The organism is Hymenobacter sp. 5317J-9 (genome assembly GCF_022921075.1).
In the GTDB taxonomy this organism is placed as follows: domain Bacteria; phylum Bacteroidota; class Bacteroidia; order Cytophagales; family Hymenobacteraceae; genus Hymenobacter.
The window spans coordinates 990004-1004299 of record NZ_CP095050.1 but is presented as its reverse complement, the minus strand read 5'-3'; the positions used below and the strand labels follow the sequence as shown (position 1 = coordinate 1004299).

Here is a 14296-nt window from a genome sequence, read left to right as displayed (position 1 = left end):
CGCTTACTGCTTGGCCGCAACCGGGTTGTTTTCGACGAAAGCCGGCAGCCGGCCATCGGAGCTGTCAATGCCCACGATGTCGAGCAGGTCTTCGTAGTAAGCGGCCACTTGCTGGCGGTCTTCTAGCGACTTGGCCATGGGATTGAGGCGGTTCAGGCCCGCGTCCACAATTTTGAAGTACGCCTCCTTGCTGGGGCTTTGCGAGGTTACGGCCAAAAAGTCCGCCGTCGACTGCGCCAGAATGCGATTCAGCATGGGCCGAGCTTCGACCGGCAACGTTTCGGCGCGCTTGCCGATGACCACCGCTTCTTGGGTCTGTTTGAGCACCCGCTCCAGCTTTGCCGCCGCTTTGGCAGGCACTTCGATGGATGAGGTGGTTTGAGCATAGCCGGAGCTAGCTGCCAAGACGAGTAAGCTGAGTAGAAGAATACGCATCGCAACATGGCTTAATGGGCCGCGCACTGTTGCGCGGCCCAACGCCACTTTAAGGTACTATTCTGTTTTAAAATATCACTACTAAAAACGAGAATTTATTTTTAAACGGGAATATTTATCAATAAGCCCGAGCAAAATACGCCCGCCGAACGCTGGGCTTGCCCGTTACCATGCACACACCGTCTTCGTCGGGCTCGGCCAGGGCCAAGCAGCGCACGGTGGCTTTGGTTTCTTCCTTGATGCGCTCCTCGGTTTCGGAAGTACCGTCGTAGTGAGCCAATAGGAAACCGGGCTCCTCGTCCAGCAGCCGCTTAAACTCGTCGTAGCTGTCGACGCGGGTGGTGTGCGTTTCACGGAACTTCAGCGCCTTGTTGTAGATGTTGCTCTGGATGTCGGTCAGCAGCTGGTCAACGCTGGCCACGATATCGGCCAGGGGCAGACTCATTTTCTCCTTGGTGTCGCGGCGGGCCACTTCCACGGTGCCGGCGTCGAGGTCGCGGGTGCCGATGGCTAGGCGCACGGGCACGCCCTTCATCTCCCACTCGGCAAACTTGAAGCCCGGACGCTCGGTGTCGCGCGCGTCCACCTTCACGGCAATGCCGCGGGCAATGAGCCCCTGCTGAATGGGCCGGATGCGCTCCAACAGCGCGTCGAGCTCGCCGGTTTTGTAGATGGGCACGATGACCACCTGGATGGGCGCCAGTTTGGGCGGCAGCACCAGGCCTTCGTCGTCAGAGTGGGCCATCACGAGGGCGCCCATCAGGCGGGTGCTCACGCCCCAACTGGTGCCCCACACGTGCTCCAGACCGCCTTCTTTATTGGCAAACTGCACGTCGAAGGCCTTGGCGAAGTTCTGGCCCAGGAAGTGGCTGGTGCCGGCCTGCAGGGCCTTGCCGTCCTGCATCAGCGCCTCAATGCAATAGGTATCTTCGGCGCCGGCAAACCGCTCGTTGGGCGTTTTCACGCCCTTCACTACGGGCAGGGCCATGTGCTCTTCGGCAAATTCGGCGTACACGTCCAGCATCTGGCGGGTTTCGGCCACGGCTTCCTCGGCGGTGGCGTGGGCGGTGTGGCCTTCCTGCCACAGGAACTCGGCGGTGCGCAGAAACAGGCGCGTGCGCATTTCCCAGCGCACCACGTTGGCCCACTGGTTGATGAGCAGCGGCAGGTCGCGGTAGCTCTGAATCCAGTTTTTATAGGTGCTCCAGATGATGGCCTCCGACGTGGGGCGCACCACCAGCTCTTCTTCCAGCTTGGCATTGGGGTCTACGCGCAGCTTGCCCGGCTTATCGGGGTCGGTTTGGAGGCGGTAGTGCGTTACCACGGCGCACTCTTTGGCAAAGCCTTCGGCGTTTTTCTCCTCTGCCTCAAACAGGCTTTTGGGCACGAAGAGGGGGAAGTAAGCGTTTTCGTGGCCGGTGCGCTTGAACATGTCGTCGAGCTGGCGCTGCATTTTTTCCCAAATGGCGTAGCCGTAGGGTTTTATCACCATGCAGCCGCGCACGGCCGAATTTTCGGCCAGGCCAGCACGCTTCACTAACTCGTTGTACCAGAGTGAATAATCTTCTTGGCGGGTAGGCAACTTTTTGCTCATGGAAGGCATCTTAGGGGTAAATGAAAAAGTTCCCAACTCTGGTACAAGATTTGAATTGACCAAGCGGCACCGTTTCGGTGCCAAATTACGTTAGGAATAAGTGGACCTGATGAGGGCACGCGCCAAGGCCTTGGGCTGGTATCCAGCAGTCGTTGCAACACCGCCTTATCTTTCTGCTTGTTAAAGTCTCATCGAGTCTTTCCGTCTTCATACCCTTTCCACCATTTGCGTTGTTACTTTACTACTATTGATGCGCCCCTCCCACTCTTCACGTCTCACGTCATGAAAAACCTGCTCACCGCTTTGTTGCCCGCCATGGCCCTGCTCGCGCTGGGCGGCTGCGCGAGCACCTCGGCCGTCGCCACCTCAGAGGACGACGGCGTTTATTATTCGTCCAAAGACCGCACCACGGCCCTGGTAAGTGCCGCGCCGGTGGCCGCCAGCGCTGAGGAAGACGCCAACCCCGACTACAACGGCGGCAGTCAGTCTGGCTCGTCGGCCCGCCAGGGTAGCGGCTCTACCCAGTACTACGACAACACCTACACCTACATGCAGGGCGTGCCCAGCTACGGCCCCGGCCTGGCCTACTACACCCCCTACAGCGCCTACACCACGCTGAGCTACGGCTACGGGTGGGGCGGCGGGGCTTGCGGCTTCTCGCCATATGCCTATGGCTTTGCCGACCCATTCTACAGTCCGTTTTATAGCCCGTACTACGGCTACGGCTCGGGCCTGAGCATCACCTTTGGGTTTGGGCGCCCGTGGGGGTATGGCTACGGCGGCTATTACGGCTATGGCTACGGCCGTCCCTACGGCTATGGCTATGCCGGCTACTACGACCCCTTCTACTACAACAGTCCCTGGGGCTACGGCGGCTATTATGGCCGCGGGGGGTACTATGGCAACCGTTATTACGGCAGCAACTATGGCTACAGCAACGGTGGTTACTACGACAACGGCAACGGCCGCCGCACCAGCACTCCGGTGCACCGCAACGACCGCAGCTCCGATGGCCGTCGGCCCGGCGGCAGCGTAGCTGGCAGCAACCCCGGCTCTACCGGCATTCCGGCCCCGGCCGGCACTGGCCGCACCCGCGACGACATGCGCCCGCAGTCGCCCAATGCGCCGCAACCTACCGCCGGCATGGTGGAAGCCGGAGGCCGCACCCGCACCGAGGTGCTGACCACAGCCCCCGGCACCGAAACCACGACGCCCGCTGGCGGCGGGTTCAACCGCCCCCGTCAGATGACTGCCGACGGCTTGCAGCCCCGCTACCGCAACATGGACCAGAGCCCCGCCGCCGAAGGACGCCAACCCATGGAATCGGCCCCTGGCTCCGGCCAGGTGACGCGCGAAGACAACCGCCCCCGCTGGCGCAACCTCGACGCCGCCACGCAAATCGACCAGACGCAGCCCGCTACTCCGCAGCCGCAGGAGGGCCGCCGTCGCGGGGGCATATTCCAGAGCGTGCCCGCCGAGCGGCCCAACGCCACGCCCGACCAGGTAGTAACGGAACAGCCCCAGCGCCGCCGCTTTGAGCAGCCCCAGCGGCAGCAGCGCACGTATGAGCAACCCCAGCAGCCGCAGCAGCGCACGTATGAGCAGCCGCAGCGCACCTACGAGCAGCCCCAGCAGCGCAGCTACGAGCAGCCGCAGCGTTCCTACAGCCAGCCTTCGTACTCGGCCCCGTCGAATGGCGGCGGTGGCGGGGGCGGCGGCCGGGGCCGCGGCCGCGCCGACTAACCAGCGTTTTCACCTTCGGTTTCTGCAATTCATTTCCCTAGCGAGCCGGCCCAACGGCCGGCTCCTTTTCTTCCCACCCCTATGAAAAAACGGATATACTGGCTTAGCCTGGCCCTCGTAGCAGGGCAGGCCGGCCACGCCTTTGCCCAGGGCCCCAGCGACGCCCTGCGCTATTCCCGCCTCCAGTTTGGCGGCCCCGCCCGCACCCAGGGCATTGGGGGAGCCAACGTAGCGGTAGGCGCCGACTTCGGCAACCTCAGCAGCAACCCGGCCGGCCTGGGCCTGTTTCAAAAATCGGAAGTTCATATCACGCCGGGCGTGGGGCTGGGCGAAAGCACGGGCCGCATGGATAATAGCTCAGCGGCGCAAAACGACACCAAGAACAGCTTCCACATTGGCAGCGCGGGCCTGGTGCTGGCCAACCGCCGCCCCGACGACGACCAGAGCACCAACTGGCGCGGCGGGTCCTTCGCCCTGGGCTTCACGCGGCTGGCCGATTTCAACACGTCCTTCCGCTACGGCGGCACCCTGAACGACCGCAAAGTGGGCAACCTGGCTCTGACCGCCGACGACCAGTCCTACCTGGCGTCGCTGCGCCGCACGGTGGGCTTCGATGGCTATGGCCAGGAGAACATTGACAACCTGCGTAATCAGGCCTCCAACGGCGAATACTACTCGCTCAACGCCCTGGCTTACGGGGCTTACCTGAGCCGCATCGCGAAAGACCCGCGCACCGGGGCCGACATCGGCATCGCGTCCACCACCCGCAGCGGGCCCATTCAGCAGGCCGAAACGAGCGTGGCGCGGGGCTCGGCGTCGCAGTTCGACCTCGGCTACGGCGCCAGCTACCGCGACCGCCTCTACCTGGGCATCGGCGTGGGGCTGGTGAGCTCGAACTACACGTCCGTTAAGACGTTTACCGAGCGCGAATCGGACCCGAACACGCACCTCAGCGACTACACCCTGCGCGAGGAGCTGAAAACCAGCGGCACGGGCATCAACGCCCGCGTCGGGGCCATCTACCGGGCCACCGACGCCCTGCGCATCGGTGCGTCCATTCAGACCCCGACCTTCACCTGGCTGACAGATAACTACAACGCCGTGTTTACGACGACGTTTACTGCGCAGGGCAACGACGTGGTGGCCACCTCGCTGCCCACGGGCCCGGTGGGCGTGAAGTCGCTCGACCAGACGTTTGCGCCCTATGCCTACACGCTCACCACGCCTTTCCGGGCCAACGGCGGGCTGGCCTACACGCTGGGCAAGCACGGCTTTGTGAGCGGCGATGTGGAGTATGTGAGCTACGGGCAGGCCCGCCTGCACAACAACTCCAACGATGCCAACGGCAGCGATTACCCTTTCACGGCCGAGAACAGCGACATTCAGGCGCTCTACAAAAACACCGTGAACCTGCGCTTCGGCGCCGAGGGCCGCTTCGATATTTTCCGGGTGCGCCTGGGCTACGCCCGCTATGGCGACCCCTACAAAGCCGACACCAACAACGAGCGCGCCCAGAACTTCTACACCGGCGGCTTTGGCCTGCGGCAAAACAACTTTTTCCTCGACCTGGCCGGCGTGTACACCACCTTCAACCAGGACTACACCGCCTACGACCTCGGCGGCCTGGAGCCGCTGGTGAAAATCAACCACTCGCGCTTCACCACCAGCGTCACGGCGGGCCTCACGTTCTAGCCCGGCTGCGCTGCTCACACAAAAAAGGCGCTCTCCGTATGGAGAGCGCCTTTTTTGTAAAAGTCATGGTTTAGGGCACCTTCTGCACTTTCACGGTGCAGGTCACGGTGGGCGAGGTACCCAGCACAATGTTGGTCACCAGCAGCAGGCCGGTGTATACGTCATTCCCGCCGCCCTTCACCTGGAAGGCAATGACTTCGTTCTTACTCAATGAGCCCGTGTTGGCGCCGTTGGGGAAGTCGGTGCCCCCGGCAAAGGCGGCCACAAAGGTGCCGGCGGAGGCGGCGTTGTTAAAATCAGTATCGGAGAGGGTAGTGCTTTTCAGCACGGTGGTGCGGCGGGTGGGCCAGCGGGCATTGCTTAAGTTAAGCACGCGCGTGTCGTTGGGCGAGCTCAGGCTCACGCTGTTGCCGTCGGCGCTCAGGGCAATGAGGTCGACCAACGCTTGGCTGGATGCTTGCGGCACGCGGCTGAGCACGGCAAACTTGGGCAGCAGCAGGCCGGTGCGCAGGTTGAGATACACGCGCCGCACGGCCCGGAGGCTGTCTGCCCGGAGGCGGTTGCCGGGCACGGGGCGCAGCAGCGCCGTGAAGCGGTGGTACACCTGGGCCGAATCCGTCTGCCGCACCGTGATGCGGTAGGCCCGGCTGGCCGACTCGTCCTGCTTGTCGGTCACGGTGTATTGCCACCGCTCGGTGCCAGAAGTGGTGCGCGCCGCAAAGGTGTTGTTGAACAGGTACTCGCCGCCGGGGTAGGGCGGCGAGCTTTTGTAAGCGGGTTTGATGAGCGAGTCGAGGTACACGATTTCCTGCGCTTCGGGGGCATTCTTGGGGTCGAAGCTGGAAAGCGGTGTGGGGTAGGCAATGGGCGTGAGCCCGGGCTCGTAGTTCACCACAATGCGCAGGCGGCGCAGCGAGTCGTTGTTGCCCACGGCATAGACGCGGGTAAGGAGCGTGTCGCTGGGGCTGGCTGTGCGGTTGCCCGACGTCAGCCCCGAAGCGCCAATCAGGTCGAGCTGCACGCCGGGGTTGGTTTTGGAGCAAGCGCCCAGCAGCACGGGCAGGCAAAGCAGAAGCAGGCGAAATCGCATGGCGCAAAGGTAACGGGGGCGTGCCGGTGCTGGGGGCAGCGAGTACCTTTAACGTCTTATACTGACTCTTATTTCGCTCACGATTCCCTCCTACATGCGTTTTCGCTCTCTTGCCCTGGCCGCGCTGCTGGCCACTAACGGCCCGGCCCTGTTGCCGGGTCTCGCCCCCACCGCCGTGCAGGCCCAGCAAAAGCTGCCCCTCACGCTGGAAGACATCTGGGCCAAGCCCACCTTCCGCTCGGCCTCGGTGCCGGGCTTCAACTGGATGAATGACGGCCGCTACTACTCCGCCCTGGAAGGCGGCAGCTTGGTGCAGCACGAAGTGACCACCGGCAAGGCCGTGCAAACCCTGGTGGCCGCCACCGACCTGCAGCCCGCCGGCACCGCCAAACCCCTGGACGTGGACGGCTATTCTTTCAACGCCAACGAGCAGAAAATCCTGTTCACCACGGCCACCGAGCCCATTTACCGGCACAGCGCCCAGTCGGCCTATTACGTGTTCGACCGCGGCACGAAGAAGCTGACGGCCCTAAGCACCGGCAAGCAGGGCTACGCCACCTTCTCGCCCGACGGTCTGCGCGTGGCCTTCACCCGCGACAACAACGTGTTTGTGACCGACCTGGCCACCATGAAGGAAACCGCCGTGACCACCAACGGCCTGAAAAATAACCTCATCAACGGCTCCACGGATTGGGTGTACGAGGAGGAGTTTGGCTTTGCGCAGGGCTTTTTCTGGTCGCCCGACAGCAAGCAGATTGCCTTCTACACCTTTGACGAAAGCCAGGTGCCCGAGTACGACATGCAGCTCTGGGGCAGCCTCTACCCCAAAGAATACCGCTTCAAGTACCCCAAAGCCGGCGAAAAAAACTCGGTGGTGAACGTGAGCAGCTACGACGTGGCCAGCGGCAAAACCACCAAGCTGGACGTGGGCCCCAACCCCGACCAGTACATCCCGCGCGTGATGTGGACGCAGGTGCCCAACACCCTCAGCATTCAGCGGCTGAACCGCCTGCAGAACAAGCTCGAAATCTTGCACGGTGACGTGAACACCGGCCAAACCCGCGTGGCGCTGACCGACACCAACCCGGCCTACGTGGAAATCAACGACGATTTGCGCTACCTGGCCGGCGGCAAGCAGTTCGTGTTCACCAGCGAGAAGGACGGCTACCAGCATCTCTACCTGCACGACATGAGCGGCAAGCAGGTGCGCCAAATCACGAAAGGCAACTGGGAGATTTCGGCCATCAACGGCTTCGATGCCAAAACCGGCAACGTCTACTACACCAGCACCGAGGGCTCGGCTCTGCAGCGCCACCTCTACCGCATCAATGTGAGCGGCAAGGGCAAGCAGCGCATCAGCGAAGCCGGCAACGGCACCGACGTGGTGAACATGAGCCCCGACACCAAGTACTTCCTCAACACGCACTCTTCGGCCGGCGTGCCCGCCGTGGTGAGCCTGCGCGAAGGCAGCACCGGCAAGCTGGTGAAGACGCTGGAAGACAACGCCAAGCTCAAGCAGACCCTCAGCCAGTACGACCTCGGCAAGTTCGAGTTCTTCAGCTTCAAAACTTCCGAAGGCGTGGAGCTCAACGGCTGGATGATGAAGCCCAGCAACTTCGACCCTGCCAAGAAATACCCCGTGCTGATGCACGTGTACGGCGGCCCCAGCTTCGGCGCCAGCAGCAGCCAGACCGTGCTCGACAACGCCGGCGGCGGCACCGCCCTCACCAACTACCTCTGGCACCAGCTGCTGACCGAGCAGGGCTACATCGTGGTTTCGGTCGAAGGCCGGGGTTCCTCGGGGCGCGGCGCGGCCTTCCGCAAGTCCACCTACGCCAACCTGGGCAAGCTCGAAACCATCGACCAGGGCGAGGGCGCCAAGTACCTTGGCGGCCTGCCTTACGTGGACAAGGCGCGCATCGGCATCTGGGGTTGGAGCTACGGCGGCTACATGACCTCGCTGGCCATGACCAAGAATGCCGACCTCTTCAAAATGGGCATTGCCGTGGCCCCGGTCACGAACTGGCGCTACTACGACACCGTGTACACCGAGCGCTACCTCAAAACGCCCCAGGAAAACCCCGGCGGCTACGACGACAACTCGCCCGTGCAGTTTGCCCAGAACCTGAAAGGCAAGTTCCTGCTCGTGCACGGCACCGGCGACGACAACGTGCACTTCCAGAACTCCATCGCCTTCGTCGATGCCCTCATCAAGGCCAACAAGGACTACCAGACGCTGTACTACCCCAACCGCAACCACGGCATTGCGGGCGGCAACACGCGCCTGCACCTCTACCGTCAGATGACCAACTTCGTGCTGCAGAACCTGTAGGAACGCCACTCGTCGGACGGGCAAGCCCCGCAACTGTGCCGCCGTGGCACCGGTTGCGGGGCTTTTTTGGCCTCAACACCAGCCAGTCCAACGCTATATGATTTATCAAAGCCATTACAAAATTTATGAATTTCTATAACTCGTAGCAAAGACGCTGGCTATTGATGTTCCTCCGAATGGTGCTTCGGCCAAACCGCAATGATTAAGCTCACTTTTTTATAAATTTTATCATAAAGTGTTATTGTATGATTTTTTATGAGATTTTTCATAATAGGTTTGTCCTGTCTTTGAGTCGTTATCATCCAAAGAGCCCACCACGGCGGGGGCGTAACCGCCGTCAACCACTTTTTTTCAGCTATGTTGACGTACAACTACTCGCGTACCCTTGCCGTGGCCGGCGCCCTTTTGGCATCCCTCGTGGGTGGTACTGCCGCTCAGGCAGCTCCCCTGGCCCCTGCCAGCCTCACGGCCACCACCTCCAGCCTGACGGTTATGACCGGAGCCGCGGGCACGGCTACCATCACGCCCGCCACCCTGAGCCCGGTGGTGAGCGGCTGCAGCCAAACCACCCAGCTGGTGTCGCTCGTCACCGGTCAGGAAGGCAGCATGACGGTATCCCAGCCGGAGGGCGGCGGCAGCAAGCTCAACATTGCCGCCCCGGCCGGCCAGGTGTTCACCTCGGTTGACTACGCCAACTACGGCACCACCAGCGGCTGCAGCGCCCCCACCAGCAAAGCCGTGGTAGAGGCTTACCTGCTGGGGAATAACTCGGCGTCGATTCCGGTTGAAAATTCTACTTTCGGCGGCGACCCCTGCTACGGCGTCTTCCCCAAAAGCCTGTACGTGACGGCTTCCTACGGCCAGCCGGCCGTGGCCTCGCTCACCCTCACGCCAGGCACCTACACCGTGAAGCTCACCGTATCGGGCTGCGGCGAAACCACCACCAGCACCTCTACCGTGACGGTGGTGAACGCCGCCTGCGGCCCCCACGGCGACAAAATCAACCTGTGCCACAATGGCCATCAGATTTGCGTGGCGCAGTCGGCTGTGGCCGCTCACCTTGCCCACGGCGACTCCTACGGCGACTGCAGTGCCGGTGGCGCTTCGCTGATGGCGGCCAACACGGCCACAACCGAAAGCAGCGCCATCAAAGCCTCTTCGCCCGAAATGCTGGTGCAGACCTCGCCGAACCCCGCCACCAGCGGCCAGTTCCAGGTGCACGTGCAAGCCACCGCCACGGGCCCGGTGCAGGTAAACCTGTTTGACATGCAGGGCCATTTGGTGACTCAGGTATTCAACGGCCAGCTTGCGGCCGGCGAGCAGCGCGACTTTGCCGTAAACCGGCCGGAACTGCGCCAGGGACTGTACCTGGTGCGCATCCAGAACGGCCAGCAGTCGAGCTCGGTGCGCCTTGAAGTGCAGAAATAACCGATTAGCCAGGCAACAAAAAAGGGCTCCCGATGCCGGGAGCCCTTTTTTGTTGCCTGGCTAATCGGAGTTAGTACGGCTTGGCGTCGTGAGCCACTGCCTCAGCTTCGGCAGCAGCTTTCGAGCCTTTGGCTTCGTTGTACTGGTTGCCGCCTTCGGCAGCCTGGCCACCGCGGGCCGCGGCTAGGCCGTCGGCTAGGCGCTTGCCCCAGTCGGCGTCGCAGTTGGTGCACAGCTCCACCATCTTGTCGCTCACGGTGCGGTTGGCGGTGGCGAGGGCGCCCACCATGTTGCTGATGAGGTCGTCGCGCTCCCAGTCTTCGTGCAGGCGGTAGCGCTCCCCGGCTTGCTTGAAGTTGTTCTGGCGGTCGATGGTCTGGCGCATCAGGCGGCCGTTGTACTGCGGCATGTGGTCGGGCGCCGTGCGGGGCGCCTCCTTCAGGCCGTTCAGCGAGCTGGGTTCGTAATTGATGTGGTTGTTCTGGCCGGGGGCCGAGTCCATGTGGTAGGCCATCTGGCCGTCGCGCTGGTTGGTGGCCACGTGCTTTTTGGGCGCGTTGATGGGCAGCTGCAAGTAGTTGGTGCCCACGCGGTAGCGCTGCGTGTCGGAATACGAGAACGTGCGCCCCTGCAGCATCTTGTCGTCGGAGAAATCGAGGCCGTCCACCAGCACACCTGTGCCGAACGCCGACTGCTCTACCTCGGCGAAGTAGTTTTCGGGGTTGCGGTTCAGCGTCATCATGCCCACGGGCAGGTGCGGAAACTGGTCTTCGGGCCAGATTTTGGTGTCGTCGAGCGGGTCGAAGTCCAGCTCCGGGTGCTCGTCGTCGCTCATCATCTGCACGCGCAGCTCCCACTTGGGGAAGTTGCCCTTCTCGATGTTCTCGAACAGGTCTTGCGTGGCGTGGTTGAAGTTCTTGGCCTGAATGGCTTCGGCTTCGCTGGCGGTCAGGTTTTTCACGCCCTGCTGCGGCTCCCAGTGGTATTTCACCAGCACGGCGTCGCCGTTGGCGTTCACCCACTTGTAGGTGTTCACGCCCGAGCCCTGCATCTGGCGGTAGTTGGCCGGAATGCCCCAGGGCGAGAACAGGAAGCTCACCATGTGCATGGCTTCCGGCGTGTTCGAGATGAAGTCAAAGATGCGCTCGCCGGTCTGGCGGTTGTGCACCGGGTCAGGCTTCTGCGAGTGAATGAGGTCTGGGAACTTCATGGCGTCGCGGATGAAGAACACCTTCAGGTTGTTGCCCACCAGGTCCCAATTGCCGTCTTCGGTGTAGAATTTCACCGCGAAGCCGCGCGGGTCGCGCAGGGTTTCGGGCGAGTGGCCGCCGTGGCCCACTGTGCTGAAGCGCACAAACACCGGCGTCTCCTTGCCCTTGGTGTTGAAGAGCTTGGCCCGGGTGTACTTCTCAATGGCCTCGTCGCCCACCTTGCCGTAGGCTTCGAACACGCCGTGAGCGCCGGCGCCGCGGGCATGCACCACACGCTCGGGCACGCGCTCTCGGTCGAAGTGGCTGATTTTCTCAATGAACTGGTAGTTCTCCAGCGTGGCCGGGCCGCGGTTGCCCACGGTGCGGGTGTTTTGGTTGTTAGTGAGGGGGTGGCCTTGGCGGGTGGTCAGGGTCTGGGCGTTTTCGCCGGAAGCCAAGCGGCCGTCCTGCGCGGTGCCCGCGCCGTTCACGGCCGTGCCCGTGCCGTCGCCCGACGTGGGATTTTGCTGTTCGCTCATAGAAAGAATGTGCTAGATAGTGGAAAGAAAATGTCGGTTTGCTGCGCAAAGAACGCCAGAAGCCGGGCCGGCGTTCGATAGATTTTGCTTATACCGTCATTAGCGCCGAGCTGCCGCGCAAAGCCAATCACCCCAAAAAACAGCACTTTAGCCATACCTGAAAAGCTGGCAGCCTGTGGCTTGGGCCCGTGCCCGCGGGCCGGGCCGGCCGGCTCGTAACAGGCGGCGCCTACTGCAAAAAGCGACTGGTTAATCAAGCCCCAGCCCGACGGCTGCGCCATCAGACCGGGGCCGTGCTAGCTCCTCTCCCCCCGCACCATTCGCACCTTCCCGAACATATCAGCCTGCACGCGTACCCCAGCAAACCCGCGCTGCGTGAGCAGGTCGGCGGTTTCCGGGCCCAGGGCTTCGTTGATTTCGAAGTAGATGGCGCCGCCCGGGCGCAACAGCTCGTGGCCCAGCTGGACGAGGCGGCGGTAGAACAGCAGCGGGTCCTCATCGGGCACGAACAGGGCCGTGGCCGGCTCCCAAGCCAGCACGTTTTCGCGCATCTGGGGGCGCTCGCTTTCGCGCACGTAGGGCGGGTTGCTTACCAGCACATCGAGGGTGCCGGCAGCCAGGCCCGCGGGCGGGCTTCGCAGAATGTCGACTTGCTGAAAAGCCACGGCCGGGCCGTAGCGGGCGGCATTGCGCCGGGCCACGGCCAGGGCTTCGGCCGAAATATCCACGGCCAGCACCGCCGAATCGGGCAGGTCGCGGGCCAGCGCCAGCGCCAGGCAGCCCGAGCCGGTGCCCACGTCGAGCACCGACAGGCCGCGCCGTCCGTGCTGCTCCTGGGCAATGAGCTGCACCAACTCTTCAGTTTCGGGGCGCGGAATGAGGGTGGCGGGCGTCACTTCCAGCTCCATGTCGGCGAAGTGGGCCACGCCCAGCACGTATTGCACCGGCTCGTGGGCCAGCAGGCGGGTTTGCAGGGCCGGGAGGGCCGCCAGGGCAGTTTCCGGCACGGGCTCCTGCGCCCGCATCAGGCGCTGCAGCGGCGTGGCGCCGAGCAGGTGCTCTGCCACAAGGGCCGCAATGCTTTCGGCTTCGCGGGACGGGTACACGGCGTTTAGGGCCTCGGCCAAAGCGGTGGTGAAGTGGCGAATGGTCATCGGCGCAAAGGTAGGCGGCGGGCTCAGCCACGGCCCCGTTCCTACCTTCGCCCCAATGAAAATCGACGACGTTTCCTGCATGAGCCGCGCGCTGCAGCTGGCTCACCTCGGCACCGGCTACGCCCGGCCCAACCCCTTGGTAGGCTGCGTAGTGACGCACCAGGGCCGCATCATCGGCGAGGGCTGGCACGAGCAGTACGGCGGTCCCCATGCCGAAGTAAACGCCCTGGCTGCCGTGGCCGACCCGGAATTGCTGAAGCAGTCCCGCGTGTACGTGACGCTGGAGCCCTGCGCCCACCACGGCAAAACGCCGCCCTGCGCCGACCTGCTCATTGCCAAGGGCGTGCCCGAAGTGGTGGTGTGCAACGAGGACCCCTTCCCGCTGGTGGACGGGCGCGGCCTGGAAAAGCTGCGCGCCGCCGGCGTGCGCGTCGAAACCGGCCTGCTGGCCCCCGAAGGCCGCTGGCTGAACCGGCGCTTCTTCACCTTCCACGAAAAGAAGCGGCCTTACCTGGTGCTGAAATGGGCCGAAACCGCCGACGGCTTTCTGGCCGGCAAGTACTTCCAGCCCATCCGCATCAGCTCGCCGCAGGCCAACCTGCTCACGCACCAGTGGCGGGCCGAGGAGCAGGCCATTCTGGTGGGCACGCGCACGGCCCTGCACGACAACCCGCGCCTGAGCGTGCGCGACTGGCCCGGGCCCCAGCCCACCCGCCTCGTCATCGACAAAAACCTCAGCCTGCCGCCCACGCACAACCTGCTCGACGGCTCCCAGCCCACACTCATCTACACCTACCGCCAGCCCTACCACAAAGCCAACCTCGACCTCGTGACCCTGTCGGAGGCCGATGACCTCATCCCGCAAATGCTGGCCGACCTCCACCAACGGCAGGTGCAGTCGGTGCTGGTGGAAGGCGGCCCCACGGTGCTCAATGCCTTATTGCAAGCGGGCTTGTGGGACGAAATCCGAGTGTTCCGCGCGCCCACCAAGCTGGGCCAGGGCATTGCGGCGCCGCGCATCGGGTTCAGTGGCCTGCGCAGCCGCACGAACGTTGGCCCCGATGAGTTGTTCTGGTACGTGAACGAGTAGCCGCCCACG

General features: G+C 63.3%; 11 protein-coding genes. 5 read left to right on the top strand and 6 right to left on the bottom strand.

Going from position 1 to position 14296, the window contains the following annotated elements; translation table 11 throughout:
- Positions 1–3: 3 nt before the first annotated feature.
- Both MUN81_RS04035 and proS read right to left on the bottom strand, forming a co-directional pair.
- Entirely contained in the window at positions 4–405 is a 402-nt protein-coding gene (locus tag MUN81_RS04035; protein WP_245115297.1) for a DUF4844 domain-containing protein, read from the bottom strand.
- A gap of 148 nt (positions 406–553) precedes the next feature.
- Entirely contained in the window at positions 554–2029 is a 1476-nt protein-coding gene (gene proS / locus MUN81_RS04030; RefSeq protein WP_245115295.1) for a proline--tRNA ligase, read from the bottom strand.
- A gap of 282 nt (positions 2030–2311) precedes the next feature.
- Here proS and MUN81_RS04025 point away from each other — a divergent pair, with 282 nt between their 5' ends.
- Both MUN81_RS04025 and MUN81_RS04020 read left to right on the top strand, forming a co-directional pair.
- Entirely contained in the window at positions 2312–3772 is a 1461-nt protein-coding gene (locus tag MUN81_RS04025) for a hypothetical protein (RefSeq protein ID WP_245115293.1), read from the top strand.
- 81 nt (positions 3773–3853) lie between these two features.
- A complete protein-coding gene (locus tag MUN81_RS04020; protein ID WP_245115291.1) occupies positions 3854–5464 on the top strand; it encodes a hypothetical protein in 1611 nt (536 codons plus the stop codon).
- A 70-nt stretch (positions 5465–5534) separates the two neighbouring features.
- Here MUN81_RS04020 and MUN81_RS04015 read toward each other — a convergent pair whose 3' ends face one another.
- Positions 5535–6554 (bottom strand): hypothetical protein, encoded by a 1020-nt coding sequence (locus MUN81_RS04015; protein WP_245115289.1) that lies wholly within the window; start codon positions 6552–6554, stop codon positions 5535–5537.
- A 94-nt stretch (positions 6555–6648) separates the two neighbouring features.
- On the opposite strand from MUN81_RS04015, the gene MUN81_RS04010 reads away from it, so the two are divergent.
- Together MUN81_RS04010 and MUN81_RS04005 are read left to right on the top strand one after the other, a co-directional pair.
- Positions 6649–8886 carry a S9 family peptidase gene (locus MUN81_RS04010; RefSeq protein ID WP_245115287.1) on the top strand — a complete coding sequence of 746 codons (2238 nt, stop codon included), beginning with the start codon at positions 6649–6651 and terminating at the stop codon, positions 8884–8886.
- Positions 8887–9243: 357 nt separating this feature from the next.
- A complete protein-coding gene (locus MUN81_RS04005) occupies positions 9244–10314 on the top strand; it encodes a T9SS type A sorting domain-containing protein (RefSeq protein ID WP_245115285.1) in 1071 nt (356 codons plus the stop codon).
- 70 nt (positions 10315–10384) lie between these two features.
- Here MUN81_RS04005 and MUN81_RS04000 read toward each other — a convergent pair whose 3' ends face one another.
- The 3 genes from MUN81_RS04000 to prmC all read right to left on the bottom strand — a co-directional run bounded on the left by MUN81_RS04000 (position 10385) and on the right by prmC (position 13197).
- Positions 10385–12043 carry a catalase gene (locus MUN81_RS04000; RefSeq protein WP_245115283.1) on the bottom strand — a complete coding sequence of 553 codons (1659 nt, stop codon included), beginning with the start codon at positions 12041–12043 and terminating at the stop codon, positions 10385–10387.
- The gene (locus MUN81_RS03995; protein ID WP_245115281.1) at positions 12040–12198 is read right to left on the bottom strand and encodes a hypothetical protein; all 159 of its coding nucleotides are present in this window, start codon (positions 12196–12198) and stop codon (positions 12040–12042) included. Before MUN81_RS03995 ends, MUN81_RS04000 begins: the two co-directional genes overlap by 4 nt.
- A 141-nt stretch (positions 12199–12339) precedes the next feature.
- Entirely contained in the window at positions 12340–13197 is an 858-nt protein-coding gene (gene prmC / locus MUN81_RS03990; RefSeq protein ID WP_245115279.1) for a peptide chain release factor N(5)-glutamine methyltransferase, read from the bottom strand.
- A 55-nt stretch (positions 13198–13252) separates the two neighbouring features.
- Between prmC and ribD the strand changes: the two genes are divergently transcribed.
- Positions 13253–14287, top strand: coding sequence for a bifunctional diaminohydroxyphosphoribosylaminopyrimidine deaminase/5-amino-6-(5-phosphoribosylamino)uracil reductase RibD (gene ribD, locus MUN81_RS03985; protein ID WP_245115277.1), 1035 nt, complete (start codon positions 13253–13255; stop codon positions 14285–14287).
- Positions 14288–14296: the final 9 nt, after the last annotated feature.

Coding starts and splice junctions, on each gene's coding strand:
- proS (WP_245115295.1), bottom strand. CDS start 2,029: ATGAGCAAAAAGTTGCCTACCCGCCAAGAAGATTATTCACTCTGGTAC.
- MUN81_RS04025 (WP_245115293.1), top strand. CDS start 2,312: ATGAAAAACCTGCTCACCGCTTTGTTGCCCGCCATGGCCCTGCTCGCG.
- MUN81_RS04020 (WP_245115291.1), top strand. CDS start 3,854: ATGAAAAAACGGATATACTGGCTTAGCCTGGCCCTCGTAGCAGGGCAG.
- MUN81_RS04015 (WP_245115289.1), bottom strand. CDS start 6,554: ATGCGATTTCGCCTGCTTCTGCTTTGCCTGCCCGTGCTGCTGGGCGCT.
- MUN81_RS04010 (WP_245115287.1), top strand. CDS start 6,649: ATGCGTTTTCGCTCTCTTGCCCTGGCCGCGCTGCTGGCCACTAACGGC.
- MUN81_RS04005 (WP_245115285.1), top strand. CDS start 9,244: ATGTTGACGTACAACTACTCGCGTACCCTTGCCGTGGCCGGCGCCCTT.
- MUN81_RS04000 (WP_245115283.1), bottom strand. CDS start 12,043: ATGAGCGAACAGCAAAATCCCACGTCGGGCGACGGCACGGGCACGGCC.
- MUN81_RS03995 (WP_245115281.1), bottom strand. CDS start 12,198: ATGGCTAAAGTGCTGTTTTTTGGGGTGATTGGCTTTGCGCGGCAGCTC.
- prmC (WP_245115279.1), bottom strand. CDS start 13,197: ATGACCATTCGCCACTTCACCACCGCTTTGGCCGAGGCCCTAAACGCC.
- ribD (WP_245115277.1), top strand. CDS start 13,253: ATGAAAATCGACGACGTTTCCTGCATGAGCCGCGCGCTGCAGCTGGCT.